This window comes from Glaciibacter kafniensis (genome assembly GCF_039538945.1).
GTDB classification, from domain to species: Bacteria; Actinomycetota; Actinomycetes; order Actinomycetales; family Microbacteriaceae; genus Cryobacterium; species Cryobacterium kafniensis.
The window spans coordinates 1181103-1204898 of the sequence record NZ_BAABCN010000002.1; the positions used below are offsets into that span (position 1 = coordinate 1181103).

General features: G+C 64.5%; 22 protein-coding genes, 1 tRNA gene and 2 pseudogenes. 13 read left to right on the forward strand and 12 right to left on the reverse strand.

Annotated features, from left to right (window positions below; all coding sequences use genetic code 11):
* The first annotated feature begins 246 nt into the window (after positions 1-246).
* The 3 genes from ppk2 (at position 247) to ABD791_RS06060 (ending at position 4747) form a co-directional block, all read left to right on the forward strand.
* The gene (ppk2, locus tag ABD791_RS06050) at positions 247-1116 is read left to right on the forward strand and encodes a polyphosphate kinase 2 (RefSeq protein WP_345063422.1); all 870 of its coding nucleotides are present in this window, start codon (positions 247-249) and stop codon (positions 1114-1116) included.
* Entirely contained in the window at positions 1113-3851 is a 2739-nt protein-coding gene (locus ABD791_RS06055; protein ID WP_345063425.1) for a cation-translocating P-type ATPase, read from the forward strand. Before ppk2 ends, ABD791_RS06055 begins: the two co-directional genes overlap by 4 nt.
* A 362-nt stretch (positions 3852-4213) precedes the next feature.
* Entirely contained in the window at positions 4214-4747 is a 534-nt protein-coding gene (locus ABD791_RS06060; protein ID WP_345063428.1) for a hypothetical protein, read from the forward strand.
* 223 nt (positions 4748-4970) lie between these two features.
* Here the strand turns inward: ABD791_RS06060 and lpdA are convergent, their stop codons facing one another.
* Together lpdA and ABD791_RS06070 are read right to left on the reverse strand one after the other, a co-directional pair.
* Positions 4971-6374 carry a dihydrolipoyl dehydrogenase gene (gene lpdA, locus ABD791_RS06065; RefSeq protein ID WP_345063431.1) on the reverse strand — a complete coding sequence of 468 codons (1404 nt, stop codon included), beginning with the start codon at positions 6372-6374 and terminating at the stop codon, positions 4971-4973.
* A gap of 46 nt (positions 6375-6420) precedes the next feature.
* On the reverse strand, positions 6421-7050 hold the full coding sequence (locus ABD791_RS06070; RefSeq protein ID WP_345063433.1) for a TetR/AcrR family transcriptional regulator: 630 nt from the start codon (positions 7048-7050) through the stop codon (positions 6421-6423).
* An 88-nt stretch (positions 7051-7138) separates the two neighbouring features.
* Here ABD791_RS06070 and ABD791_RS06075 point away from each other — a divergent pair.
* The 3 genes and pseudogenes from ABD791_RS06075 to ABD791_RS06085 form a co-directional block, all read left to right on the forward strand.
* Positions 7139-7528, forward strand: a pseudogene (locus ABD791_RS06075) (alpha/beta fold hydrolase); the annotation flags it as partial.
* Positions 7529-7621: 93 nt separating this feature from the next.
* On the forward strand, positions 7622-8617 hold the full coding sequence (locus tag ABD791_RS06080) for an NADP-dependent oxidoreductase (protein ID WP_345064529.1): 996 nt from the start codon (positions 7622-7624) through the stop codon (positions 8615-8617).
* Between the two features lie 55 nt (positions 8618-8672).
* The gene (locus ABD791_RS06085; protein ID WP_345063435.1) at positions 8673-9533 is read left to right on the forward strand and encodes an alpha/beta fold hydrolase; all 861 of its coding nucleotides are present in this window, start codon (positions 8673-8675) and stop codon (positions 9531-9533) included.
* A gap of 171 nt (positions 9534-9704) precedes the next feature.
* Here the strand turns inward: ABD791_RS06085 and ABD791_RS06090 are convergent, their stop codons facing one another.
* From ABD791_RS06090 to ABD791_RS06100, 3 genes are all read right to left on the reverse strand, one after another.
* The gene (locus ABD791_RS06090) at positions 9705-10298 is read right to left on the reverse strand and encodes an SDR family NAD(P)-dependent oxidoreductase (RefSeq protein WP_345063438.1); all 594 of its coding nucleotides are present in this window, start codon (positions 10296-10298) and stop codon (positions 9705-9707) included.
* A gap of 63 nt (positions 10299-10361) precedes the next feature.
* Positions 10362-11075 carry an SDR family oxidoreductase gene (locus ABD791_RS06095; RefSeq protein ID WP_345063440.1) on the reverse strand — a complete coding sequence of 238 codons (714 nt, stop codon included), beginning with the start codon at positions 11073-11075 and terminating at the stop codon, positions 10362-10364.
* A 103-nt stretch (positions 11076-11178) separates the two neighbouring features.
* Positions 11179-12255 (reverse strand): alkene reductase, encoded by a 1077-nt coding sequence (locus ABD791_RS06100; RefSeq protein WP_345063443.1) that lies wholly within the window; start codon positions 12253-12255, stop codon positions 11179-11181.
* A gap of 170 nt (positions 12256-12425) precedes the next feature.
* Between ABD791_RS06100 and ABD791_RS06105 the strand changes: the two genes are divergently transcribed.
* Positions 12426-13028 carry a TetR/AcrR family transcriptional regulator gene (locus ABD791_RS06105; protein WP_345063445.1) on the forward strand — a complete coding sequence of 201 codons (603 nt, stop codon included), beginning with the start codon at positions 12426-12428 and terminating at the stop codon, positions 13026-13028.
* Positions 13029-13416: 388 nt separating this feature from the next.
* Here the strand turns inward: ABD791_RS06105 and ABD791_RS06110 are convergent, their stop codons facing one another.
* A complete protein-coding gene (locus ABD791_RS06110; RefSeq protein WP_345063447.1) occupies positions 13417-13902 on the reverse strand; it encodes a MarR family winged helix-turn-helix transcriptional regulator in 486 nt (161 codons plus the stop codon).
* Between the two features lie 94 nt (positions 13903-13996).
* Between ABD791_RS06110 and ABD791_RS06115 the strand changes: the two genes are divergently transcribed.
* The 5 genes from ABD791_RS06115 to menE all read left to right on the forward strand — a co-directional run bounded on the left by ABD791_RS06115 (position 13997) and on the right by menE (position 19215).
* Positions 13997-14929 (forward strand): SDR family oxidoreductase, encoded by a 933-nt coding sequence (locus ABD791_RS06115; protein ID WP_345063449.1) that lies wholly within the window; start codon positions 13997-13999, stop codon positions 14927-14929.
* A 36-nt stretch (positions 14930-14965) separates the two neighbouring features.
* Positions 14966-15859, forward strand: a complete 894-nt coding sequence (locus ABD791_RS06120) for an amidohydrolase family protein (RefSeq protein ID WP_345063452.1) — start codon at positions 14966-14968, stop codon at positions 15857-15859.
* Positions 15856-17040 carry an acyl-CoA dehydrogenase family protein gene (locus ABD791_RS06125; RefSeq protein WP_425562223.1) on the forward strand — a complete coding sequence of 395 codons (1185 nt, stop codon included), beginning with the start codon at positions 15856-15858 and terminating at the stop codon, positions 17038-17040. The genes ABD791_RS06120 and ABD791_RS06125 overlap by 4 nt, the downstream gene beginning before the upstream one ends.
* A 39-nt stretch (positions 17041-17079) precedes the next feature.
* Complete coding sequence (locus ABD791_RS06130) at positions 17080-17532, forward strand: MaoC family dehydratase (protein WP_345063455.1); 453 nt, start codon at positions 17080-17082, stop codon at positions 17530-17532.
* 165 nt (positions 17533-17697) lie between these two features.
* Positions 17698-19215, forward strand: coding sequence for an o-succinylbenzoate--CoA ligase (menE, locus tag ABD791_RS06135; protein ID WP_345063457.1), 1518 nt, complete (start codon positions 17698-17700; stop codon positions 19213-19215).
* 58 nt (positions 19216-19273) lie between these two features.
* Here menE and ABD791_RS06140 read toward each other — a convergent pair whose 3' ends face one another.
* Positions 19274-19672 (reverse strand): 3-hydroxyacyl-CoA dehydrogenase family protein, encoded by a 399-nt coding sequence (locus ABD791_RS06140; RefSeq protein WP_425562236.1) that lies wholly within the window; start codon positions 19670-19672, stop codon positions 19274-19276.
* On the opposite strand from ABD791_RS06140, the pseudogene ABD791_RS06145 reads away from it, so the two are divergent.
* Positions 19576-19869: pseudogene (locus tag ABD791_RS06145) on the forward strand (IS21 family transposase); the annotation flags it as partial. The gene ABD791_RS06140 and the pseudogene ABD791_RS06145 overlap by 97 nt on opposite strands.
* Before the next feature lie 23 nt (positions 19870-19892).
* On the opposite strand, the gene ABD791_RS06150 reads toward ABD791_RS06145, so the two are convergent.
* The 5 genes from ABD791_RS06150 to gltX all read right to left on the reverse strand — a co-directional run bounded on the left by ABD791_RS06150 (position 19893) and on the right by gltX (position 23760).
* Positions 19893-20216: a DUF6966 domain-containing protein gene (locus ABD791_RS06150; protein WP_345063460.1), complete on the reverse strand. Its 324-nt coding sequence runs from the start codon at positions 20214-20216 to the stop codon at positions 19893-19895.
* Between the two features lie 469 nt (positions 20217-20685).
* A tRNA-Gln gene (locus ABD791_RS06155) sits at positions 20686-20757 on the reverse strand.
* A gap of 35 nt (positions 20758-20792) precedes the next feature.
* Positions 20793-21032: a hypothetical protein gene (locus tag ABD791_RS06160; protein ID WP_345063463.1), complete on the reverse strand. Its 240-nt coding sequence runs from the start codon at positions 21030-21032 to the stop codon at positions 20793-20795.
* 212 nt (positions 21033-21244) lie between these two features.
* The gene (locus tag ABD791_RS06165) at positions 21245-22243 is read right to left on the reverse strand and encodes an NAD(P)/FAD-dependent oxidoreductase (RefSeq protein ID WP_345063466.1); all 999 of its coding nucleotides are present in this window, start codon (positions 22241-22243) and stop codon (positions 21245-21247) included.
* A 2-nt stretch (positions 22244-22245) separates the two neighbouring features.
* Complete coding sequence (gltX, locus tag ABD791_RS06170; protein WP_345063467.1) at positions 22246-23760, reverse strand: glutamate--tRNA ligase; 1515 nt, start codon at positions 23758-23760, stop codon at positions 22246-22248.
* Between the last annotated feature and the right edge of the window lie 36 nt (positions 23761-23796).

The window sequence follows — 23796 nt, forward strand, 5'->3', positions numbered from 1 at the left end:
TTATGCCGAGGACCCACGATCGGAGGCAGATGGTCCGGGCCGGTTGCGCCCGCCGTGTTGACCGGGCGGTGACCCAGGGCAACACGGCCCGCCGTGTTGACCGGGCGGTGACCCAGGGCAACACGGCCCGCCGTGTTGACCGGGCGGTGACCCAGGGCAACACGGCCCGCCGTGTTGACCGGGCGGTGACCCCGGGCAACACTGGGCAGCACACGCCCCAACGGGGCGCTCGACCAGGAGGTTTCCGTGGGCGACAAGAAGAAGGACCCAGACCGGAAAGCCGATCAGCAGGGCGGCGGCAAGCTGCGCCGCAAGGAGTACGAGGCCGAGCTGGCCGCGCTGCAGGGTGAGCTGGTCTCCCTGCAGGAGTGGGTGAAACGCACCGGGGCCAAGATCTGCATAGTGTTTGAGGGCCGCGATACCGCGGGCAAGGGCGGCACGATCAAGCGCATCGTCGAGCGGGTCAGCCCGCGGGTGTTCCGGGTGGTCGCGTTACCTTCTCCCACCGAGCGCGAAAAAACCCAGATGTACATCCAACGTTACCTGGCGCATTTTCCCGCAGCTGGCGAGGTGGTGATCTTCGACCGCAGCTGGTACAACCGGGCCGGAGTCGAACGGGTGATGGGCTTCTGCACACCCCAACAGACCGACGATTTCCTGCGGATGGCGCCGCTGGTGGAACGGGCCATGGTCGACTCCGGCATCATCCTGCTCAAGTACTGGCTCGAGGTGAGCGAAGACGAACAGACCCGGCGGTTGGAGAGCCGCATCAACGATCCCCGCAAAACCTGGAAGCTCTCTCCGATGGACGTGGAGTCCTACGGTCGCTGGTATGACTATTCCCGGGCCCGGGACGTCATGTTCCAGGCCACGGATATCGGCGGGGCACCCTGGTACATCGCCAACACCGACGATAAGAAGCGCGGCCGGCTCAACATCATCAGCCACCTGCTCGGCCAGGTGCCCTACGAACCACAGCCCACCCCAGACGTGAAGCTGCCCAAACGCCAAGAGCCCGGCGACTACCAGGAGCCGACGCTGACGCTGCGGCACATCCCCACCCCGTTCGACGCCAACCCGCACAAAGCCGCCCCGTCGAAAAAGAGGACGTCATGACCGACAGCTCCCCCACATCCGCCGTCACCGCCGACGCCTGGTACGCGCTGCCCGTCGCGGAGGTGGCGACCCGGCTGGGCGTGCGCCCGGCCGACGGCCTCAGCGACACCGAGGCCCGGCAACGACTGCAGCAGCACGGTCCGAACGCCCTGGCCGAACCCGAGGCCGAGCCCACCTGGCGACGGTTTCTCAAGCACTACCGGGACTACATGCAGATCGTGCTCCTGGTCGCCGCCGCGGTGAGCCTGCTCATCGGCGAATACAGCACCGCCATCGTGCTCTTCCTGCTCACCCTATTCAACGCCTGGCTGGGCTATCACCAGGAAAGCAAGGCCGAGGAGGCCGCTGCTTCACTGGGCAGCATGATGCGCTCGGTGGCCAAGGTGCGCCGCGGCGGCGACATCGCCGAGATCTCCGCCGATGAAATCGTGCCGGGCGACATTGTGGTGGTGGATGCCGGCGACCGGGTACCCGCTGACGGCCGGGTGATCTTGGCCGCGACGCTGCAGATCGAAGAGGGCGCGCTCACCGGCGAGAGTGTGGCGGTTGAGAAAGACACCGCGACCATCGACCGGCCCGACGTTGCCCTGGGCGACCGGGCGAACATGGTGTTCATGAACACCAACGTCACCAGGGGCCACGGCGAGATCCTGGTGACCACCACCGGCATGGGCTCAGAGGTGGGCCACATCGCGAACCTGTTGTCGGAGCAGACAGTGCAGAAGACTCCGCTCACAAAGCAGGTCGACCGGCTCACCCTCTTCATCATCTTCGCCGCCCTGTTCGCATTTCTCGTGATCGTGGTCCTGGGCCTCATCCAGGGCGAATCGTTCACGGTGCTGTTCGGCATCGGCGTGGCGCTCGCCGTGGGCTCGATCCCCGACGCCCTGCCCGCCGTGGTCACCACGATCCTGTCGGTGGGGTCGGTGAACATGGCCAAGAAGAACGCGATCATGAAGGTGCTCCCCGCCGTGGAGACGCTGGGCTCCACTTCCGCGATCAACTCCGACAAGACCGGCACCCTCACCCTCAACCAGATGACGGTGCGGGAGATCACCACGGTGGCGCACCACTACACCGTCACCGGCGAGGGTTACAGCTTCGACGGCCAGGTGCACCTCACCACCGGCGACGCCGAACGCGACCTGGACTACGTCATGTTTTCCTGCGCCCTGTGCAACGACTCCGATATCCAGAACGGCAAGGTGATCGGCGACCCCACCGAGGCGGCGCTGTATGTGCTCGCGCAGAAGGGCGGCGTTGACGTGCGGGAGTTCCGCCAGAACAACCCGAGGGTGGCGTCGGTGCCGTTCGACTCCGATTACAAGTTCATGGCCACCTTTCACCGGATGCCCGGCGCAGATGGCGCCCCCGTCATCCGGGCCTACGTGAAGGGGGCGCCCGACGTGCTCCTGGGCCGCTCGGCCACCGCCCGGATGCCCGGCGGCCGCGCCGAACCGCTCACCGACGAGGACCGCGCCAGGGTTCTCACCGAGAACGACCGCATCGCCGGGCAGGGCCGGCGGGTGCTAGCCCTGGCGCAGCGGGAGTTCGATCCGGCCACGTTCGACCCCACGGGCGATGTGATGGCCCTCATACAGAACCTGGAACTGTGCGCGCTGATCGGAGAGGTCGACCCGCCCCGTGCGGAGGCCGTCGCCGCGATCGCGACGGCGCAGCGTGCGGGCATCCGGGTGCGGATGATCACCGGTGACCACGCCGTCACCGCCGCGGCGATCGCCGACGAGCTGGGCATCCCGGGCCGGGCGGTGACAGGGGCCGAGTTCTCGGCGATGAGCGACGCGGAGGCCGACAGCCAGGTGGACGGGATCGGCGTGATCGCCCGGGTGGCGCCGGAGCACAAGGTGCGGCTGGTGCAGGTGCTCAAACGCACCGGCAACATCGTGGCGATGACCGGCGACGGCGTCAATGACGCGCCCGCCATCGCGGCGGCGGATATTGGCATCGCCATGGGCATCACCGGCACCGACGTGGCCAAGGGCGCGGCCAAGATGATCCTCGCCGACGATAACTTCGCCACCATTATCGCGGCGGTGGAGCAGGGCCGGCTGGTCTACGACAATCTGCAAAAGTTCATCCGTATCCAGGTCGCCAACCTCTACATGTTCATCCTCGCGTTCATCGGCTCGTCGGTGTTCGCCATCGCCGGCACAGCGCTGCTGAGCCCGGCCCAAGTGCTCTGGATCCACATGGCGATCGTCGCGCCGATCGGCGCGGTGATGGGCCTGGACCTCTCCACGCCCGGGATCATGGACCAGAAGCCCCGCCCGTTCAACCAGCCGATCATCGTGAGGTCGATGATGGTGCGGCTGCTCATCACCGGTCTCTACATGGCCGCCGCCACGTTGTTGCTGGTGCAGATCGGCAAGACGAGCTATGACTCACTCGTGCTCGGACAGAGCATGGCCGTGGTGGGCCTGGGCCTGATGAACATCAGCGTGGCCCTCAACCTGCGCTACCCCACCGAGAGCGCCTTCGGACCGTCCACGTTCTCCAACCCCAAGCTGCTCTGGGCCTTTGCCTGGGCCGTGGTGGGTTCGATGCTGGTCACCCAGCTGGGCGTGCTGCAGGATCTGTTCGCTACCGTCCCGCTCACCGGCCTCCAGTGGGCGATCTGCCTGGTGCCGGCCGTGCTGTTGCTGATCCTTGGTGAGCTGGGCAAGCTCGTGCTACGGGCCAGGCGGCCGAAGCCGGCGCACAGGCTCCCCGCCTAGATGATTAATTCCTCATGGTCGTAGGCGATCAAGGAGCGTTTCCGAGGCGCACCAATGAGCCAGTTGTGCCAGATTGCGGCTGACATCGCGAGGAGTTTCGCGCCGACTCGGGCGCAAACGCTGGCGAGGGCTACGCCACCGAGCCAGAAGTGCGATCTCGACCATGAACTGGTGAGCGAAGCGAGGTCCCCAAATTCTGTTTGGCTACGTGGCGGCGCGCAAGGGGCGGCACCTTTTCACATCCTGACGTCACCTGAATCGAACGATGCCGCAGAGATCAGGGCAGTTCTACGCTTCGCCTGAACAGCGATTCAGAACGGCAACTCGACAGTAATGCCGTTCCCGACGAGAAGGAGCTAATCATGGCCGACGAGACCTATGTCGCGGTCGCGGCACAGTACGCAAGCGAGGGCGGTGCCGTGGCCGACTTCGATGAAATACACGCACACTACAAGGAAGACGCCAGGCACGAACACGGGCCGCTTGATGCCGCGGTGATCACTCGCGGCCTCGACGGGAAACTCTCCATCGTGAAGCGCGATGACGGCGGGAAGAGCCACGGAGCGAGGAAAGGGCTGTCCATCGGACTTGCGAGCGGACTCGCCGTTGCCCTGTTCCCGGCGGTCGCCCTCGGCGGCGCGCTCCTGGTGGCCGGTGGATCAGGCGCCGGAATCGGCGCCATCGCCGGGCACATCGGTCGGAAGACACCCTCAAAGGACCTCGAAGCGATCAGTGAGACCCTGGACGCCGGAAGTGCAGGAATCGTCTTCGTCGTCGATCCCGCCGACGCCGCCGAGGTGGAGAAGCTGTTGGCGAATGCCACAAAGGTAACCAAGCGAGATCTCGCCGTAGACAGCAAGGAATTGGACGACGAAGTGGATGGCGCGTACGAGTAGTCCCGCGACGTCCAAGCCCAGCCAACAAGGTTGTGTCTTGGTCGCCATCAGCGTCTGGATGCGAACGTCAGCTCTCCCCAAAAAGGCGTTAAGAGACACCCCCTAGGCCGAAGGATCGAACCCCTCGAACCAGGCGCAGCCGATGTGCGGCCACGGCGGCCCTTTGCGCGTCCGCCGCCATCCTTCGAGGGTGCGAGGCGAGACCTCCTCAGAGACTTCCTCCTCAGAGGTTGATCATGTGCCCCGTAAGTCCATGGAAGCCTTCCTGAAGGGCTTCGCCGAGGGTGGGATGCGTGTGGACGTTGCGGGCGAGTTCGGCGGCGGTGAGGTCCCACTTCTGCGCGAGCGTGAGTTCGGGAAGAAGCTCGGCGACGTCGGCGCCGATCAGGTGCGCTCCAAGCAGCTCTCCGTGCTTACTGTCGGCGATGAGTTTGATGAAGCCTCCCGGCTCTCCGAGGCCCTGCGCTTTCCCGTTGGCGGTGAACGGGAACTTCGCGACCTTCAGATCGTGTCCTTCGTCGCGGGCTTGTTGCTCGGTGAGGCCGAAGGAAGCGACCTGGGGTTGACTGAAGGTGGCGCGGGGCATCATCCGGTAGTCGCCCAGCGTCATGGTCTCGGCTCCCGCGATGGTCTCGGCAGCAACGACCCCCTGGGCTTCGGCGACGTGCGCAAGTTGGAGCTTCGCAGTGACGTCGCCGATGGCGTAGAGGTGCGGCACGTTTGTGCGCATGTATTCGTCGATGCCGATCGCGCCACGTTCGGTGAGGGCAACGCCAGTGATTTCGAGCCCGAAGCCGGTGGTGCGGGGTGCGAATCCGACTGACATGAGGACCTTGTCGGTTCGGATGCTCGAGCGCACGCCAGCCGCGTCAGCGTACGCGACGGTGACGGATGTGCCGTCGTCCTCGATGGATTCGACCGTGGTGGAGGTGAGAATGTCGATGCCGAGCTTCTTGTACTGGCGCGCAATCTCTTTCGACACCTCGATGTCTTCATTCGGCAGCGCCCGGTCGAGGTATTCGATGATGGTGACCTTGACGCCGTAGTTCACGAGGACGTATGCGAACTCCATGCCGATCGCCCCGGCCCCCACGATCATGATCGATTCCGGTAGTTCCTTGGAGAGGATCTGTTCCTCATAGGTGACGATGTTCTCGCCGAGTTCGACGCCGGGCAGGAGCCGGACGGTGGATCCGGTGGCGATGATGGCGTCGTCGAAGGTGACTGCCTGCGTGCCGCCATTGGTGAGGGTCACCTCGATGGTGTGAGGATCGGTGAAAGTGCCGTGGCCGTCAATCTCGGTGATGGCGTTCTTCTTCATCAGGTAGTGCACGCCTTTGACTCGTCCGTCGGCGACAGTGCGGCTGCGTTCGAAGGCGGCTCCATAGTCGAAAGTGACGTCGCCGCGGATGCCGAACAGGTCGGCCTGATGCTGGAAGATGTGGGCGAGTTCTGCGTTGCGCAGCAGTGCCTTGGAGGGGATGCAGCCGACGTTCAGGCACACTCCGCCCCAGTACTGCTTTTCGATCACGGCGACGGTCTTGCCGAGTTGAGCTGCGCGGATAGCGGCAACGTAGCCGCCGGGGCCGGCACCGAGGACGACGATGTCAAAGTGGGTGGTGCTCATGTGGTGCTCCTTTTCTGAGTGTTCGCTCCTCTGCGGGGCGGATGGTTCAGGCGACGGGGGAATGGGTCGTCAGGATGGCGCGGATTTGCGTGCGGATGTCTTCGAGCACGGCCTCGTTGGTGTACTGCAGGAAGATGCTGGCCGTGACGCTGATGTGCATGATCGCGGTGACCACTCGCGCCAGCGTGATCGCATCGGCGTCCTCGCGAGTGCCCTTGCTGTCCGTGCGAGTGAGCAGGCTGGCGATGCCGTCTTCGAGGCGCGCGGCGAGTGCGAGGCCTTCTCGCCGGTTCGGTTCGGCGGGGTCGCCGAAGACAAGTTCATGGAGGTAGGTGCGGCCGTTCTCGATCTGCTCGCGCACACACACCACGACCGGCCGAATGAGCGCAATGATTTCCTCGAGAACGCCTTGTGAACAGGATTCGGCAGCGGAAAGGCCGTCGTCGATGGCGGCAGCGAATTTTTCGTTCTGCACCATGATCAACAACTCTGCCTTTGTCGACGCGTACAGGTATAGCGTGCCGATGGCCACGTCAGCAAGGTCGGCAATCTGCTGGGTGGTCACTCCCCCGACACCTCGAACCGGGAACAGCTCACGAGCGGCCATCATGATGCGGTCCCGTTTGTCTTTCTTGGCGCGCTCGCGCCGTCCAGATGAGATTCGAACGTCATCCATAGTTACCTCCCTTGACAAACATTATGAGTAGGCTCAGAATTGAGCATACTCGGATTGGCCGAGAAGAGCCAGATTTAGGGAGAAGAGCATGGCCGAGCAGCCGGCGCAGAGGTATCAGGAAGCACCGACGCGCACGATCGCCGCAGCCGACGCCGTATTCGCTTATCGCAGGTACGGCCAGAACACAGGCATTCCCTTGGTCGTGCTGACGCACTTGGGTGCGAATCTCGACAGCTGGGACCCTCTCGTTGTAAACCCTTTGGCTGAGGACCGGGAGGCAATCGCCGTGAACTATCGCGGGGTTGGTGGTTCCTTTGGCCAGATCCGCGCCTCGATCGAGGAGATGGCCGGGGACATGATCGCCGTCATCCGAGCCCTCGGCTTCGACCGAGTGCACGTGTTCGGCCTCTCGATGGGAGGCATGGTCGGGCAAGCGCTGGCAGCACGCGACTACCTCGCCAGGCTGCGGGAACGCACCAGCGCACGTGACAAGCACGTGACTTCGGCCGTTTACCGCGCACAGTTGGCCCCAATACTTTTGCCACAACAGCTAGATAAGGAAAACAACACCATGCGAGCATTCGTTTTCGACAAGTACACCGGTCCGCTCCACGAAGCACACATTCCTGAACCGACCGTCGGAGACCGGGACGTCCTTGTGCGGGTGGTCGCTGCGGGTCTGAATCAGTTGGATGAGAAGCTGCGTGCCGGCGAATTCAAACAAATCCTCCCGTACAAGCTCCCGCTCACTCTCGGCCACGACCTCGCTGGTACGGTCGTCCAGGTTGGTGCACACGTGCGCGATTTCAAGCCCGGCGACGAGGTCTATGGCCGGGTCCGCGACGGCCGCATCGGCACCTTCGCTGAACGCATCGCCGTCGACGAGTCAGATCTTGCACCGCAGCCCAAAACCACCAGCACCGCAGAAGCAGCGTCGCTCCCGCTGGTCGCCTTGACGGCGTGGCAGGCGCTCGTCGAACGCGGCAACGTGCAGTCCGGACAGAAACTTCTCATCCACGCGGGTGCCGGCGGACTCGGCTCGATCGCCATCCAGCTCGCCAAGCATCTCGGCGCACACGTCGCGACCACCGCCAGCGGTTCCAACGCGGACTTCGTGCGCGAGCTCGGTGCCGACATTGTGATCGACTACCGCACCCAGGACTTCGAACAGGAGCTCTCCGGCTACGATCTCGTGCTCGACAGCCTCGGCGGGGAGAACCTTGAGAGATCCCTCCGCATTCTGAAGCCCGGCGGGAAAGCCATCGGAGTTTCCGGCCCACCAGACCCCGCATTCGCCCGCAACGCCGGCTTGAACCCGATCGTGCGCGTGGCCGTCACGGCTCTGAGCAGCAAAATCCGCAAGCAGGCGAAGAAACTGGGCGTCAGCTACGAGTTCCTTCTCATGCGCGCCAGCGGCGAGGAGTTGCGGGAGATTACCGCGCTCGTCGACGCCGGAATCATCCGCCCCATCGTCGGAAAGACTTTTCCCTTCGACCAGACTCCACTAGCGCTCACCGCCCTGGCTCGGGGTGGGTTCCACGGCAAAGTCGTCGTCACCAACCCCTGAGCAACACCCGCCGCATCACGAACGTCTTCAACAACACCCACAAAGGACAACCATAATGAGCACCACCGATAGCGAACCCGTCATCACGTCCTACGCACAAGCACCCACCACAACCGTCACCGCCGGCGGCGTCACCTACGCCTACCGCGAGCTGGGACCCAAGGGCGGCATCCCCGTCGTGTTCTTCGTGCACCTCGCCGCCACCCTGGACAACTGGGACCCTCGCGTCATCGACCCCATCGCGGCGAACCGGCACGTGATCGCCTTCGACCAACCTGGCGTCGGCGCATCCACCGGCACCTTCCCCGGCGAGCTCGACCAAGCCGCCGACCACGCCTACACATTCATCAGAGCCCTCGGCTACACCCTGATCGACATCTTCTCCTTCTCGATGGGCGGCATGATCGCGCAGGACCTCGTCGTGAAGCACCCCGACCTGGTCCGCAAGCTCGTCCTGACAGGCACCGGCCCGCGCGGCGGGAAGGATATGGACAAAGTCGTCGGCGTGACCTATTGGGACATCCTCCGTGCGACTCTGACGCGGTCGGACCCGAAGGAGTTCCTGTTCTTCAACCGTGATACCGCGGGCAAGAAGGCCGGGAAGGCGTTCGTGGAGCGCCTCAAGGAGCGCACGATCGACCGGGACGAGCCGATCAAGAACAAGGCATTCAGCACGCAACTGAAGGCCATCCAGCGCTTCGGACGCTCCACACCGTCGGACCTGTCGATCATCACCCAGCCGACCCTGATCGCCAACGGCGACCACGACCGCATGGTCCCATCCGTGCTGTCCGAGGACCTGCACAAGCGAATCAAGGACTCCGAGCTGATCATCTACCCGAACTCCGGCCACGGCGGCATCTTCCAGTTCCACGAGAAGTTCGCCCCCATCGCCGTGAAGTTCCTCGCGCCGTAACTCGCCACGCGGTCAGGCACGCCAACCGCTCGGCCGCAGTCCCAAGCGCGCTTCGCCTGCCCCGCCTCCGCTTCGGCCCCCGCTCGCGGCGGTCGTGCTGCCGACCGTCACCGCGGTCGGCAGCACGCGAGTAGGGCGCCTCATTGACAACCGTGCCCCTCGTCCCGCTGCTTAAACGTGGACCTGCAGCTGCGGGTACATTCCGGCGAGAGGCCCGCTAAGTGCACCTCTGACGGTGCGTGCGGTGTCATCCACGAGAACCTCGTACTCACCGTCCGCCAGTGCGTCGAAGGTTGAGGTGGCGACAGACTCCGCGCTGATTTTGGCGACGTCGAGGTTCGCTGTCATCGGCGTATCGACGTAGCCCATGTGCACGGCGACAACCTGAATGTTCTGCGGCGCCAGCTCAACACGGAAGGCGTTTGTTGCCTGCCAGAGCGCAGCTTTCGCTGCGCTGTAGCCCGGGGCGACAGCAACCCAACACAGGACCGAGAGGATGTTCACCACCGCACCACCGCCGTTGCCGGCGATGACAGGCGCAAACTGCTGTGTGATGTTGAGGGGTCCGAAGAAGTTGATTTCGAATGCCCTGCGCAGCGTGCCCTCATCGAGCGTCGCGATCGGTTCTCTCAGTGGGATGCCGGCGTTATTGATCACAATCGTCGTGTCAGGCGCTTGAGCGACAGCTCGGGCGACCGACTCGGGATTGGTGACGTCGACGATCAGAGGCACGACAAGGTCGGACTCCCACTCAGCGACGCACATGCCGGGATGTGGCACTGGCACTGTGGCGGTACAGGTGCCGCCACAGTGCCAGTGAGATGGGAATTACTCCCTTGCCGCCAGCTGCGGGTAGACCGCCTCCAACGGTGCGCTGAGGCCGGCCTTCAGCTGCACAGACGCGTCGTCGGCGAGAACCTCGTACTCCCCCGCCTCTGTCGCATCGAACACCTGGCCGACGAGCACTGCCGGGTCAATCTTCGGGCCGGAGGCGTGCGCGGCCATCGCCGTGTCGACATAGCCGACGTGAACACCCACCACATGCACACCCGCGGGGGCCAGCTCCAGGCGCAAGGAATTCGTCGCGGACCAGAGCGCGGCCTTGGTGGCGCTGTAGATGCCGGCCACGGCATACCAGCTCAGAGCCGAGTGGATATCGATGATCGCCGTGTTCCCACCCTTCGAAGAGAGAATGGGTGCGAACGCGCGGGCAAGAAAGAGCGGACCGAGAAGGTTGGTCTCCACATTCGCACGGATCTCCTCATCACTGTGGCTGAGGATGCCGGGGGTGGAGGTCGAGGTGCCGGCATTGTTGATCAGCACGGTCACGTCCTGTGCAGCGTCAGCCGCGGCCTGGATGGAGGCGGGATCAGTGACGTCGAGGGCGAGCGGGACGATGCGATCATCATCCCAACTACGGGGGTTGCGGGCGGTGGCGTAGACCTTGGCCGCGCCGCGGGCGAGAGCCTGCTGTACGAACTGGGTGCCGATTCCGCCGTTGGCTCCGGTGACGAGAACGACGGCTCCATTGAGTGAGGGCATGAGCTACTTCTTTCTTTTAAGTGGAGGGGCAAGAAAACTTCAGTGAGATGTGAGCCGCCCGCCGGGCGGGGGCAGAACCCGGCGGGCGGCTCATGGGCGGGCGCTAGACGAGTGTCAGGACCGGGTAATCGGTGAATCCGGCCGCGCCTCCGCCATACAGGGTGGTCGGATCCATCTCATTCAACGGGGCATCCGTGCGCAACCGCTCGACGATGTCGGGGTTGGCCAGCGCGAACCGGCCCAGCGGCACGATGTCCGCCAGCCCTGCGTCAATGTCGCTTACGATCTGATCACGCCCGCGCCCGTACCGGACCACGAGAACCGCGCTCGGCCATACCGCGCGGAAGGAACCCAGCAGCTCGTCGTCGCCGAGGTGGTGCACGTGCAGGTAGGCCAGGTTCAGCTTCGCGAGTTCACCGACCAGGTAGCGGTACTGGGCGCGCACCGATTCGGTGTCGCCCTCGTCGAGGCCGCCGAGAGGGAAGGCCGGGGAAATGCGGATGCCGGTGCGGTCAGCGCCGATCTCCTCGGCAATGGCCTGCGCGACCTCGATGACGAATCGGGCCCGGTTCTCCACCGAACCGCCGTAGACGTCGGTGCGGTGGTTGGCGTTCGGGGAGAGGAACTGGTGGAGCAGGTACCCATTCGCAGCGTGGATCTCCACCCCGTCTGCCCCGGCCGCGATCGCCGAGGCTGCGGCGTGGCGGAACTCACCGATCACATCCTGGATCTCCGCTGCACTCAGCTCGCGCGGTACCGGAATCTGCTGAGGGCCGGTGGGCGTGTGCATGTCCTGCCCGGGAGCGATTGCTGATGGTGCGACCGGCTGCCGGTGGTGCGGGGTGTTGTCCGGATGCGAGGTGCGGCCCACGTGCATCAACTGCACGAACAGGTGTCCGCCGCCCTCGTGCACCGCGTCGGCGACCTTTCGCCATCCTTCGATGTGCTCTGGCGTGTAGATTCCCGGGGTGTTGACGTACCCCTGCCCGTCTGCAGACGGCTGGGTTCCCTCGGTGATCAGCAGACCGAGAGCGGCGCGCTGCCCGTAATACTCCGCCACCAGCTCCCCCGGAGTGCCGTCGGCGTTCGCACGGTTGCGCGTCATCGGCGCCAGGGCCAGACGGTGCGCGAGCTCAAGGCGCCCGAGCGCGAACGGCTGCCACAGTGAAGATGAATTCATCAGAATAGTTCCTTTACATTGAACGGTCAGAAGCGGCAACTGCGGCGACCCGGCTAGTGGGCTATCTCGCGTCGCCGTGAGAGAATGAGTCCAGGCACATCCGAGCCCACACGACAGTGACTTAACTCATAACTGAGTACGGTCAGACTTTATTCCAGGAAGATCACCCTATGCCACTCGCAGCCCAGTCACTCGGTCGACGCGAGCGGAACAAGCAGGCCAAGCTCGAGCGCATCATCGCGGCCGCCAGCGAACTGTTCGCCGAACAGGGCGTCGACGAGGTGACTACCCAGCAGATCGCCGACAAGGCCGACATCGGCGCCGGCACTCTGTTCCTCTATGCCAAGACCAAGGGCGAGCTATTGCTTCTCGTGCAGAACGCCCACTACGCCACGGCGCTTGCCAACGGCCAGGCCGCTGCAGAGAAGACGCCCGGCGTTCTGGGCGCCACACTTGCAATCATCAGGCCGGTCGTGAACTGCAACCGCGTGCATGTCGACAACGGGCGCACCTACCTGCGCGAGATGGTCTTCGGAGATCCCCGCGAGCCGCATCACGCCGAAGCCCTGAAAATTGTCGCTCAGACAGAACAAGCCGTCGCCGGCATTCTCAGCCGCGACGAGGCCATCACTGATGCCGATGCCGCCACCCTCGCCCGCGTTGTCTCGTCGATCATGTTTCTGACCATGGCCAGCGCCGTCAACCCGCACACCGGAACCGAAGAAATTATCGAGAACATCCGCGGCCAGATCGGTGCGATTTTGCCCCGCTGATCTCAGCGGTGTGTGTGCGGAAACAAAAGAACCCCCGGCTTCCGAAGAAACTCAGGGGTTATTGCTGGGGTACCTGGACTCGAACCAAGAACAACTGATGCGAGCCGAGCGGCCAGATCAGGCGGCTCCCCTCCCCCAAATTCCGCGTAATATCGGGGAAGTTGGGTCCACCACCTTCATCTCGGACTGCTACTCCAGCTACACCGAGCCGAGAAGGCACTTTCCGTCCCGCCCGTTCCCTCAGGCCTGGGCGCACCTGACGGCCCCCGCGCAACCAGGTCGGCTATTCGCCGAGCTGGACCCACGCGAGCCCCGGCTCGCTCCGGAGTCCTACGAGACCTGCCCCGACGCCTCAATCGCGTCAGCTCGCCAACATTGCTGCGGCAGCTCAGTCTGTGCTGTTGGCGATCGTGCGAACAAGTGAGGCGAGAGTCGTCAGGTCGTCTGCGGAGAGCGCAGCGAACGCGGACCGCTCGGCGACTTGCGTCGCCTCCCGCGCCTGCTCGTAGAGCGCGCGGCCAGCCTCGGTCACGACGACAACGTTCACCCGGCGGTCACTCGGGTTCGGTTCACGACGCACCAACTCGCGAGTCTCCAATTGGTCAATGAGCGAGACAATCTGACTGGGGTCAAGTTTGAGGAACTCGGACAGTTCCTTCTGCGTGGGGCGCGTACCGGCCGCGGCAAGTGCGAGCACAGAGTACGAGCGAACCTTCAGGCCGTGAGTAGCAAGCGCCGCATTGGCGCTGCCGACCGAGATGGCGTTCGCCCGAGCCATCACGAATGCGAGATCGCCGCCGACGACCGTATCCCAGAGTCGGGCGAGATCGGTCGAGGCGTGTGCGGCCATCATCGAGTCAGTGGCTTCCGGCATGACAGCATGGTATCTCTTTCTTGAGAACTTTCGATAGTTGACATATTCAACGATATAAGATTTCATGTGAATGACTTCACAATAAGGAGAAACTATGAGCCTCGAAGGCAAAGTCGCCATCGTCACCGGATCGGGCCGCGGCCTCGGTCTCGCCTACGCGCAGGAACTCGCCCGTCAGGGCGCATCCGTTGTCGTGAACGACGTGGATGCGGCGATCGCAGCGGATGCCGTCGCCTCGATCGAGGCAGCAGGCGGCACGGCCGTTGCGGTGGTCGCCCCGGTCGGGTCGACCGCGACTGCGAAGCAGCTTGTCGCCGCCGCGGTGGAGAGCTTCGGCCGCCTCGACATCCTGGTCACCAACGCCGGTGTGCTGCGCGACACGGTGCTCTGGAAGATGAGCGATGAGGACTTCGACCTCGTGATCAACGTGCATTTGCGCGGCACCTTCACCTGTGTGCGTGAGGCGGCAATCTACATGCGCGAGAACAGCATCGCCGGACGCATCATCTGCATCGGCTCCCCCACCGGCCAGCGCGGCAACTTCGGCCAGACTAACTATGCGGCGGCCAAGGCCGGCATCGTCGGTATGGTGCGCACCTGGGCGCTCGAGCTGAAGAAGGCCGGCATCACCGCCAACACGGTCATCCCCGTCGCCGCGACCGCGATGACCGCGACCGTGCCCTACTTTGCCGCCGCCGTTGAGGCGGACGCGAAGGGCGAGGCCATGCCCCCGTTCTTCCGCCACGACCTCGGCTTCGGCACCGCTGCCGACGTCGCCGGCGTCATCGCTTATCTCGCCTCGGACGAGGCCGCGAACATCACCGGCCAGGCTATCGGCGTGGGCGGCGACCGCCTGCAGGTGTGGGCGCACCCGGAGCCCGTCGTCACCGAGTACCAGGACGGCGGCTGGAGCTACGAGACGCTCACCGATCTGGGCCAGGGCATCATCGGCGGCAACCTGCAGAGCGTTGGCGAAAAGTTCCCGGCATTGCCCGACGAACTCCAGCCTGCGGCCCCGGCCGCCTAAGCCCAGCTCGACATCCACTCACACCCGGAGCCTGACATGACACGGTACGAAGCCGCGATCGACCTCGACACGATCACCGCGATCGATATGCACGTGCACATCGAGATCGACGCACACGGGCACTCCTCCCTGCCCGACGACCTCTCGGAGGCGGCGTCGAAGTATTTCGCCACCGATGGCCCGCGGCCCGACCTCGACTCGGTCGCGAACTACTACCGTGAACGGCGGATGGCCGCGGTCGTCTTCACCATCGACGCGACGACCTCCTTGGGCCAGGAGCCCATTCCCAGTGAGGATATCGCCGAGGGGGCGGCGCGCAACAACGACGTGCTCATCCCGTTCGGCTCCGTCGACCCGTTGCGTGGGGCCGACGCGGTGACCCACGCACGCCGACTCATCGAGGATCACGGCGTGCGTGGGTTCAAGTTCCACCCGACGGTGCAGAATTTCGACCCGAGCGACGCGGTGCACTTCCCGCTCTACGAGGTGCTGCAGCAGGCCGGCGTCGTCGCGCTGTTCCATACCGGGCAGACCGGTATCGGCGCGGGCATGCCGGGTGGGCGGGGTCTGCGCCTCGGCCTGTCAAACCCGATGCTGTTGGATGTCGTGGCCGCCGAGCATCCCGAGCTGCAGATCATCATGGCTCACCCGTCGGTGCCGTGGCAGGACGAGGCGATCTCGGTCGCGACGCATAAGCACAACACGTGGATCGATCTCTCGGGCTGGAGTCCGAAGTACTTTCCGGCCGAGCTGGTGCGCGCCGCGAACTCGATGCTCAAGCGCCGTGTGTTGTTCGGCTCAGACTTTCCGATGATCACCCCCGACCGCTGGCTGCGCGACGTGGAACAGGTCGCGTTCAAGCCCGAGGTGCTCCCTGGAATCATGAAGGACAACGCGGTGCGCCTGCTCGGGCTGGGGGCGGCGGCGTGACGATCCGGGCATCCGCGATCGGCATCGACCCCTATGGCTTCGCCGAGACACACCTGAGCGCACCCGCGCGTGCCGCCCTCGCCGAGCTCGTCGGAGTGCTCGACCGCGACATCCGCCCGCTGATGGCTGACGCATGGGAAACCGCAACGATGCCCGACGGGGTGCTGGGCGCGCTCGTGCCGCTTGATCTGATGCAGCCGAAGGGTGTCTCCGAGCAGGAGGCGCGCTCGTCGATGTTCTCCGGCTTTCGCAACTACGTGCTCGCCCGCGCCGACGTCTCGGTCGCGACCGTCTACAACGCGCAGTCCGGGCTGTTCCGGGCGACCTGCGCGCTCGGCGGCTCGCCAGAGCAAGCCGCGCGCCTCGATCCGCTCGTGCGATACTTCGCCCTCACGGGCGTTTTCGCCCTCACCGAACCCGAGCACGGTTCGGACATCGCGGGCGGCATGGCCACGACGGCGCGCCGCGACGGCGACGACTGGATCATCGACGGCGCAAAGCGCTGGATCGGCGGAGCCGTCTCCGCCGACGTGCTCGCGGTCTTCGCACGAGACACCACCGATCGGCAGGTCAAAGTCTTCCTCGTTCCCCGCGAGGCCGACGGTGTCACGCTCGCCCCCATCGAAGGAAAGATCGCGCTGCGCCCCATGCAGAACGCGGTCATCACCCTGGTCGGCGTGCGCGTGCCCGAATCTGCGCGGCTACACGGCGTCAACTCGTGGCGCGACGTCTCCCGCATCCTCCGCACCATGCGCTCGGATGTCGCGTGGATCGCCACCGGGCTGCAGGCCGGAGCTCTGGAGGCCACGCTCGACTATGTGCGAAAGCGCGAGCAGTTCGGCAAACCGATCGGCGGCTTCCAGCTCATCCAGGAAAAACTCGCCCGGATGCTCGGCAACACCGTCGCCTCATTATCGATGGTCGTGCAGCTCTCCGTTCGCCAGGATGCCGGCGACTTCAGCGATGAGAACTCGGCACTGGCCAAGATGTTCACCTCGCTGCACGCCCGCGAGACCGTCGCCCTGGCGCGCGAGATCCTCGGCGGCAACGGCATCCTCCTCGAACACAACGTCGCCCGGTTCTTCGCCGATGCCGAAGCCGTCTACTCCTACGAGGGAACGCACGAGATCAACTCCCTCATCGTTGGACGCGCCCTCACCGGGCAGTCCGCCTTCGTCTGACACCCACTTCTGACACCCCTATTAAAGAGGAGCATCACCATGACCACGAACGTCGCTTACACCGATCTGCCCAGCCTCGTCGGCTCGAACCTCGGCTTCACCGACTGGCGTGAGATCACGCAGGAACAGGTCAACACCTTCGCCGACGCCGCCGATGACCACCAGTGGATCCACACCGACCCGGAACGCGCCAAGGACGGTCCATTCGGCGCGCCGATCGCGCATGGTTTCCTCACCCTCGCCCTGCTGATCCCGCTCTGGGAATCACTGCTTGACGTCGACGGCGTCACCACGAAGGTCAACTACGGCCTCGACAAGGTGCGCTTCGTCTCCCCCGTGAAGGTGGGCGCACGCATCCGGATGACGGCGACGATCGCCGAGGTGACCGAGGTCGCCGGCGGCTACCAGCTCACCGTCGATGTCACGATTGAGGTCGAGGGCGGCGCCAAGCCCGCCGTCGTCGCGCGCAGCCTGCAGCGCTTCTACGCCTAAGCAACGCACGGATGTGAGGCCGGTTGCCGCCCCTCGGCGGCACCCGGCCGCCCGCTTCACCAGCACCATCTCGCACCAGCTCCAGCTCCAGCTCCAGCACCAGCACCAGCACCAGCACCAGCTCAACCAGCACACAGAACTACTTCAAGGAAGAGGCAGTCAGCCGTGAACAACCAAGGAATCGGAACCTGGATCTCACGGCGCCGTCGGCGCTCAGCGGATGCCATCGCCCTCACCTCCAGCGGATCGAGCCTGAGCTACGCCGACCTGGCCAGCCGCATCGCGCGCCTCGCCAACGCCCTTGCCGCCCGCGGCGTCGAATCCGGTGACCGCGTCGCATTCCTCGGCAACAACCATCCCGCGTTCCTCGAGACGCTGTTCGCAACCACGACGCTCGGCGCGATCTTCGTGCCACTGAACACCCGCCTCGCGGCTCCCGAGATCGAGTTCGCACTCGAGGACTCGGGTGCGACGACGCTCATCTTCCACGCCGAGCTGCAGCCGCTCGCCCGGGCCGGCGCGTGGACATCCGCGGTCACCCGCCGCATCATCATCGAGGGCGAGGCCTCTACGGCGGTTGAGGCGTACGAAGACGTTCTGGCCTCAGGCGCCGACGTCGACCACCGTGCCACGGTGACACTGGAAGACCCCGCCATCATCTTGTACACCTCCGGCACCACCGGTCATCCCAAGGGCGCCGTGCTCAGCCACGGCAACCTCACCTGGAACTGTTTCAACGCGATCGTCGACTACGGCGTCACTGCCGACGACCGGGTGCTGCTCATCTCTCCTCTGTTCCACGTCGCAGCGCTCTCGATGGGCGCCCTGCCGATGCTGTTGCAGGGCGGACGGGTCGTGTTGCATGAGCGGTTCGAGCCGAGCGAGGTGTTGCGCGCCGTCGAGGCCGAACGCATCACGATGCTCTCTGGCGTGCCGACGACGTTTCAGATGCTGCAGGAACACCCCAATTGGGAAAGCACCGACATCAGCAGTCTGCGCACCCTGACCTGCGGCGGGTCGAGCATGCCAGAACGGATGATCGAGGCCTACGAGAAACGTGGCCTCGCGTTCTCCTGCGGTTACGGCATGACCGAGACTGCTCCGGGCGCCACCGCCATGCCGCCGCAGATGAGCACACACAAGATCGGCTCGTCGGGTATGAAGCACTTTTTCACCGACGTCAAGATCGTCGATGAGCAAGGCGCAGAACTCCCACCGGGCGAAATCGGCGAGATCTGCGTGAGTGGGCCGAACGTCATCCGTTCGTATTGGCGTCGTCCCGATGCCACGGCCAACGCGTTCATGGACGGCTGGTTCCGCTCCGGCGACCTCGGCTATTTCGACGACGACGGATACATCTACATCTCTGACCGACTGAAAGACATGATCATCTCGGGTGGCGAGAATATCTACTCCGCCGAGGTAGAGGGCGTCATCATGGAGATCCCCGAGGTCTCCGGTGTCGCCCTCATCGGCGTGCCCGACGAGAAGTGGGGCGAGCTGCCACTCGCCGTCGTCAATCTTGCCCCAGGCACACGCCTCACCACACAGGACATCATCGACCATCTCACCGGGCGCCTGGCGAAATACAAGATCCCCAAGCGGGTCGAGTTCATCGACGAGCTACCCCGCACGGCCAGCGGCAAGGTGCGCAAGGCCGAACTGCGCGCTGAGTACGTGTAGCCGACTGCGCGGCGCGTGTTTGCGATCGTTGTCGACATCTGCCGCGACGAGCCTCGGGTTACTCGTAGTCGTAGAATCCCTTCCCCGTCGCACGTCCCAGGTGTCCCTTATCGATGAAATCGCGCTTGAGGATGTCCGCGAATTCCCGCAGTTCCTGGTCCCCACTTTGACTGTTGAGGTTGTAAGGGGTTTCCATGCCGATAATGTCGTGGATTTCGAACGGGCCGAATGGTGCTCCCGTGGCCCTTCTCCAGGTCTCGTCGATGACAGCCACGTCGGCGACGCCCCGAACATAGAGCTTTGCGGCCGAGGTCAGGAATGGAGCCAGCAGCGAGTTCAGGATGTAACCGGGCTGTTCCTGGAGTCCGTGAGAGCGTGTTCGCGCAGCCGGACTGGGCGCGGGTGCATACCGAGCTGGCCCGGGTGGGGGTGACGTTGAAGCTGCTGCACCAGGAATATGTCGATACGTCGGGCCGGGCTGGACAGGCAACGATGAGTTATGACCGGTTCTGTCGGCTCTATGGCGAGCACGCGGCGGTCTCGGGGGCGACGTCCCGGGTCGGCCATAAAGCCGGCCGCAGTATCGAGGTCGACTGGTCCGGGCCCACAATGAAACTGCTGGATCCGACAACGGGCGAGATGTCGACGGTGTATTAGTTTGGCGTCATGCATTTTGGTCAGGCGGATCGATCCATCAATTTCAACTCGTCATAAATCTTGCTGCTTAGTGAGCTGACCCAATCATTCGCACTTCGCTCATCTGCAACTTCCAGCTGATGGCCGTTTGCCTTCATAATGAGCAGGTCATTGAGGCTACCCATGCCGCCGAATTCACTCTTGACTCCCGCGTAAGCATTCAGCCGAAAAGCGTTAACGCGGTCGCTCTGATAGGTGAGCCGCTTGGACCAGTGACTTTCTCCGTACATCGCTAGCAGGACGCCTAGCTCATTCAACAACTCGATGAGCCTGTCCGGGTCGGGCCTAGCAGCCGATTCATCCACATGCACGAATCTAGACCAGTAGGGCAAATGTGCCCTCGATCAGGCGCACTGGCATGCCCGTCCTCATCGTGGAGCACGCCTCCGTCATCGTGTCCTCGGCTTCCCAATGTTCTTGCTCGCTCCGCGCAGGCGCAAGCAATGTAGGGCCTTTCTAGACGACCCGAGAGCCCGACGGAGCAAACGGGCGAGGCTGGCTCGAGGTGACAAGCACGATGATTGCGTCGAGTGATCGCAAGCCAAACCGTTTGCTCTCCTGGTCGCCCAGCAGGCTAGAGCAGAACCGTTGCATTCACCTCGACCACGAACGTGAAAGCTGCACGAACGCCCACCCACGGTCATGTCCCGTGGAGTGGTGTAAATCTCGGCAGGCCCGCGTTGCTTCGATAAACTGAAATGGCACTTTTGGTCGAAACCAGTGTGCGCGAAAACAAAAGAACCCCCGGCTTCCGTAGAAGCTCAGGGGTTATTGCTGGGGTACCTGGACTCGAACCAAGAACAACTGAACCAGAATCAGCCGTGTTGCCAATTACACCATACCCCAATGGCCTTTTCGCAAGGAGCGGGCCGGAAGTAACTCTATCCCAGGGGGTGGGGACTCGACAAACCGAGAACACTCGGGCGTGTCTTGGCGCGCTCCTTCGGGACCCGCACGGCGAGTTTGGCGTGCGAAATGCGCCCGGCGAGATCCGACTCGAGGCCGCGGTTGCGGTTGCGGTTGCGGTTGCGGTTGCGGGTGCGGATGCGGATGCGGATCGGCCAGCGGGGTCTCAAGCTGCGGAGCCGCTGCGCGGCATTGTGGTGGACGAATTTGACCATCTCGTTGGTCGAGGAGGGGCCCGCGGCCGTCTCGAGACCCCGTGAGCCAACGTTTGAACGCAACCCGAATTCAAGGATTGGCTCGCGAGATCTCGAGACGCGTGCTCGCAAGCTCGCGCGCTCCTCGATCAACGAAATGGCCCGTCTGCCTCATAGACGCGTCCAACGAAGTGGGCGATCCGCAGTGGACGCGATGGAACGACGAAGCGTTGCTAGATCGGCCCGAGCAAGTCCCGGTTGAGCATCGCCGCCGCGTGCGCCCCGCTTCCGGCCGCGACCATCAGCTGCTCGGGGCCAGGCGGGGTCGAGTCCCCCGCCGCATAGAGCCCCGGAATCGACGTGCGTCCATGCTCGTCGACCTGAATGAGACCTTCGGCATCTGCCTGCAACTCGGCAACAAGAGGTGCGAGGTACTCGATCGCCGGCGTCCACTGCGGGCGCACAAAGCCGCCCTCACGCGGCACGATCTCGCCATCCTCGAGCTCGATGCCTGTCATGGCCCCGCGCTCCCCCACGATGTCGACTATGCGGCGACGATCGACACGGATGCCCCGCAGCAGCAGGCGCGCCTCCTCGGCATCGCTCACCGTGCCGATGCCGTTCGTGAAGACAATCAGATTCGTGGTCCACTGCGAGATCAGCACGGCCCGCTCCGCGAGGTCGTTCGATTCGCCGACCAGCGCGAGGGCGGCATCCGCCTTCTCGTATCCGTCGCAGTCGATGCAGCTGTGCAGATTTGTGCCGTACCAGGCGCGAATGCTCGGCAGCGCCGGAAGTGTCTCAATCAGCCCGGTCGCGATCACCACGGTGCGTGCGGTCACGTCGAGGTTGGGTGCGCCGCGCAGTCCGCGCGTCGTCACCCGAAACCGCGGTGAGCCGTCGGACAAATCGACGGACGTCCACCCGCCAGTCGCACCCTCGTGCGACGGCAGCTCCCCCGGTGACACCTCAATCGGCGTCACCGACCGCACCAGCCCCGAATGAAACTCGGCAGCGGGGTAGCTCTCGAACTCCTCCCGGCCGATCCGGCGCAGTTCCAGCGGCGACACCCCGTCACGGGTGATGAACCCGTGTGAGTGCAGCGTCGCAGCGTTACGCGGCCGGTTGCTGTCGATCAGCAGTGTGCGTCGACGTGCCCGAACCAAGCTCAACCCGGCGGCGAGCCCCGCAGGGCCCGCGCCGACAATGATGACGTCGTACTGGGCGGTCATGCCTACAGCGTGGCCGACAGACGCGCCAGGCGAGCGAGTGACTCAGACTTGCCGAGGATCTCCATCGATTCGAACAGAGGCGGCGACACACGACGCCCCGAGATTGCGACACGCAGTGGTCCGAACGCGACACGCGGCTTCAAGGCCAGCGTCTCGATCAGCGTCTCGGTCAGCACGGTGTGCACGCGCTCGGTGGTCCATTCCGCTTCGGGAATATCTCCGAGCGCGGCGACCGACGCGGCGAGAATCTCGCCGGCGTTCTGCGGAAGTGAAGCGAGCGCATCCGTCTCGTGCACGAGCGCGTCAGAGGTGGTGAAGAGGAAGCCGAGCATGGCCGGAGCCTCGCCGAGCAGCGCGATGCGCTCCTGCACGAGCGGGGCGGCGGCAGTCAGGATGGCCTGCTGCGCGTCGGTGAGCGGCTCGCTGAGCACGCCGGCCGCCACGAGGTAGGGTACGGTGCGCGCGGCGAAGTCGGAGACCTCGAGCAGACGGATGTGGTCGCCGTTGATCGACTCGGCCTTCTTCACATCGAAGCGGGCAGGGTTCGGGTTGACGTCTTCGACGTCGAACGCGGCGATCATCTCCTCGATCGAGAACACATCACGGTCGTGAGTGAGCGACCAGCCGAGCAGCGCCAGGTAGTTGACGAGGCCCTCGGGAATGAAACCGCGGTCACGGTGGTGGAACAGGTTCGACGCGGGGTCGCGCTTCGAGAGCTTCTTGTTTCCGTCGCCCATCACGTAGGGCAGGTGACCGAAACGCGGCACGAACGTGGTGAGCCCGATGTCGATCAGCGCGTGGTACAGCGCGATCTGACGCGGGGTCGACGAGAGCAGGTCCTCGCCGCGCAGCACGTGCGTGACGCCCATCAGTGCGTCGTCGACCGGGTTCACGAACGGGTAGAGCGGATGTCCGTTCGGACGCACGACGACGAAGTCGCTGAACGAGCCGGCCGGGAACGTGATCTCGCCGCGCACCAGGTCGTCGAAGGAGAGGTCTTCGTCTGGCACGCGCAGGCGAAGCGCCGGCGACCGTCCCGCGGCACGGAAGGCGGCCTTCTGCTCATTGCTCAGGTCACGCTCGAAGTTGTCGTAGCCCATCTTCGGGTCGCGGCCGAGCGAGACGTTGCGCGCCTCGATCTCCTCGCCGGTAGCAAAGCTCTCGTAGATGTGGCCCGACTCGACCAGCTGCGCGATGACATCACGGTAGATGTCGTAGCGCTCCGACTGGCGGTAGGGGCCGTGCGGGCCGCCGGCGTCGACGCCTTCGTCCCAGTCGAGCTTGAGCCAGCGCAGCCCGTCGATGATCTGGCCGAAGCTTTCCTCGCTGTCGCGCGCGGCATCCGTGTCTTCGATGCGGAAGATGAGCTTGCCGCCCGTGTGCCGGGCGTAGGCCCAGTTGAACAGGGCCGTGCGGATCAGGCCGACGTGCGGCGTGCCGGTGGGCGACGGGCAGAAGCGAACGCGCACATCGGCGCCGGTCGCAGCAGAAAATGGGTGCGCAATTGTCTCAGACATCACTCTCGATTCTAGACGAGTGGGCACGACGCGCAT

Excerpts from the sequence above, each read along its gene's own strand:
- ABD791_RS06055 (WP_345063425.1), top strand. The coding sequence starts at position 1,113 with ATGACCGACAGCTCCCCCACATCCGCCGTCACCGCCGACGCCTGGTAC.
- ABD791_RS06060 (WP_345063428.1), top strand. The coding sequence starts at position 4,214 with ATGGCCGACGAGACCTATGTCGCGGTCGCGGCACAGTACGCAAGCGAG.
- lpdA (WP_345063431.1), bottom strand. The coding sequence starts at position 6,374 with ATGAGCACCACCCACTTTGACATCGTCGTCCTCGGTGCCGGCCCCGGC.
- ABD791_RS06070 (WP_345063433.1), bottom strand. The coding sequence starts at position 7,050 with ATGGATGACGTTCGAATCTCATCTGGACGGCGCGAGCGCGCCAAGAAA.
- ABD791_RS06080 (WP_345064529.1), top strand. The coding sequence starts at position 7,622 with ATGCGAGCATTCGTTTTCGACAAGTACACCGGTCCGCTCCACGAAGCA.
- ABD791_RS06085 (WP_345063435.1), top strand. The coding sequence starts at position 8,673 with ATGAGCACCACCGATAGCGAACCCGTCATCACGTCCTACGCACAAGCA.
- ABD791_RS06090 (WP_345063438.1), bottom strand. The coding sequence starts at position 10,298 with ATGTGCGTCGCTGAGTGGGAGTCCGACCTTGTCGTGCCTCTGATCGTC.
- ABD791_RS06095 (WP_345063440.1), bottom strand. The coding sequence starts at position 11,075 with ATGCCCTCACTCAATGGAGCCGTCGTTCTCGTCACCGGAGCCAACGGC.
- ABD791_RS06100 (WP_345063443.1), bottom strand. The coding sequence starts at position 12,255 with ATGAATTCATCTTCACTGTGGCAGCCGTTCGCGCTCGGGCGCCTTGAG.
- ABD791_RS06105 (WP_345063445.1), top strand. The coding sequence starts at position 12,426 with ATGCCACTCGCAGCCCAGTCACTCGGTCGACGCGAGCGGAACAAGCAG.
- ABD791_RS06110 (WP_345063447.1), bottom strand. The coding sequence starts at position 13,902 with ATGCCGGAAGCCACTGACTCGATGATGGCCGCACACGCCTCGACCGAT.
- ABD791_RS06115 (WP_345063449.1), top strand. The coding sequence starts at position 13,997 with ATGAGCCTCGAAGGCAAAGTCGCCATCGTCACCGGATCGGGCCGCGGC.
- ABD791_RS06120 (WP_345063452.1), top strand. The coding sequence starts at position 14,966 with ATGACACGGTACGAAGCCGCGATCGACCTCGACACGATCACCGCGATC.
- ABD791_RS06130 (WP_345063455.1), top strand. The coding sequence starts at position 17,080 with ATGACCACGAACGTCGCTTACACCGATCTGCCCAGCCTCGTCGGCTCG.
- ABD791_RS06160 (WP_345063463.1), bottom strand. The coding sequence starts at position 21,032 with ATGGTCAAATTCGTCCACCACAATGCCGCGCAGCGGCTCCGCAGCTTG.
- ABD791_RS06165 (WP_345063466.1), bottom strand. The coding sequence starts at position 22,243 with ATGACCGCCCAGTACGACGTCATCATTGTCGGCGCGGGCCCTGCGGGG.
- gltX (WP_345063467.1), bottom strand. The coding sequence starts at position 23,760 with ATGTCTGAGACAATTGCGCACCCATTTTCTGCTGCGACCGGCGCCGAT.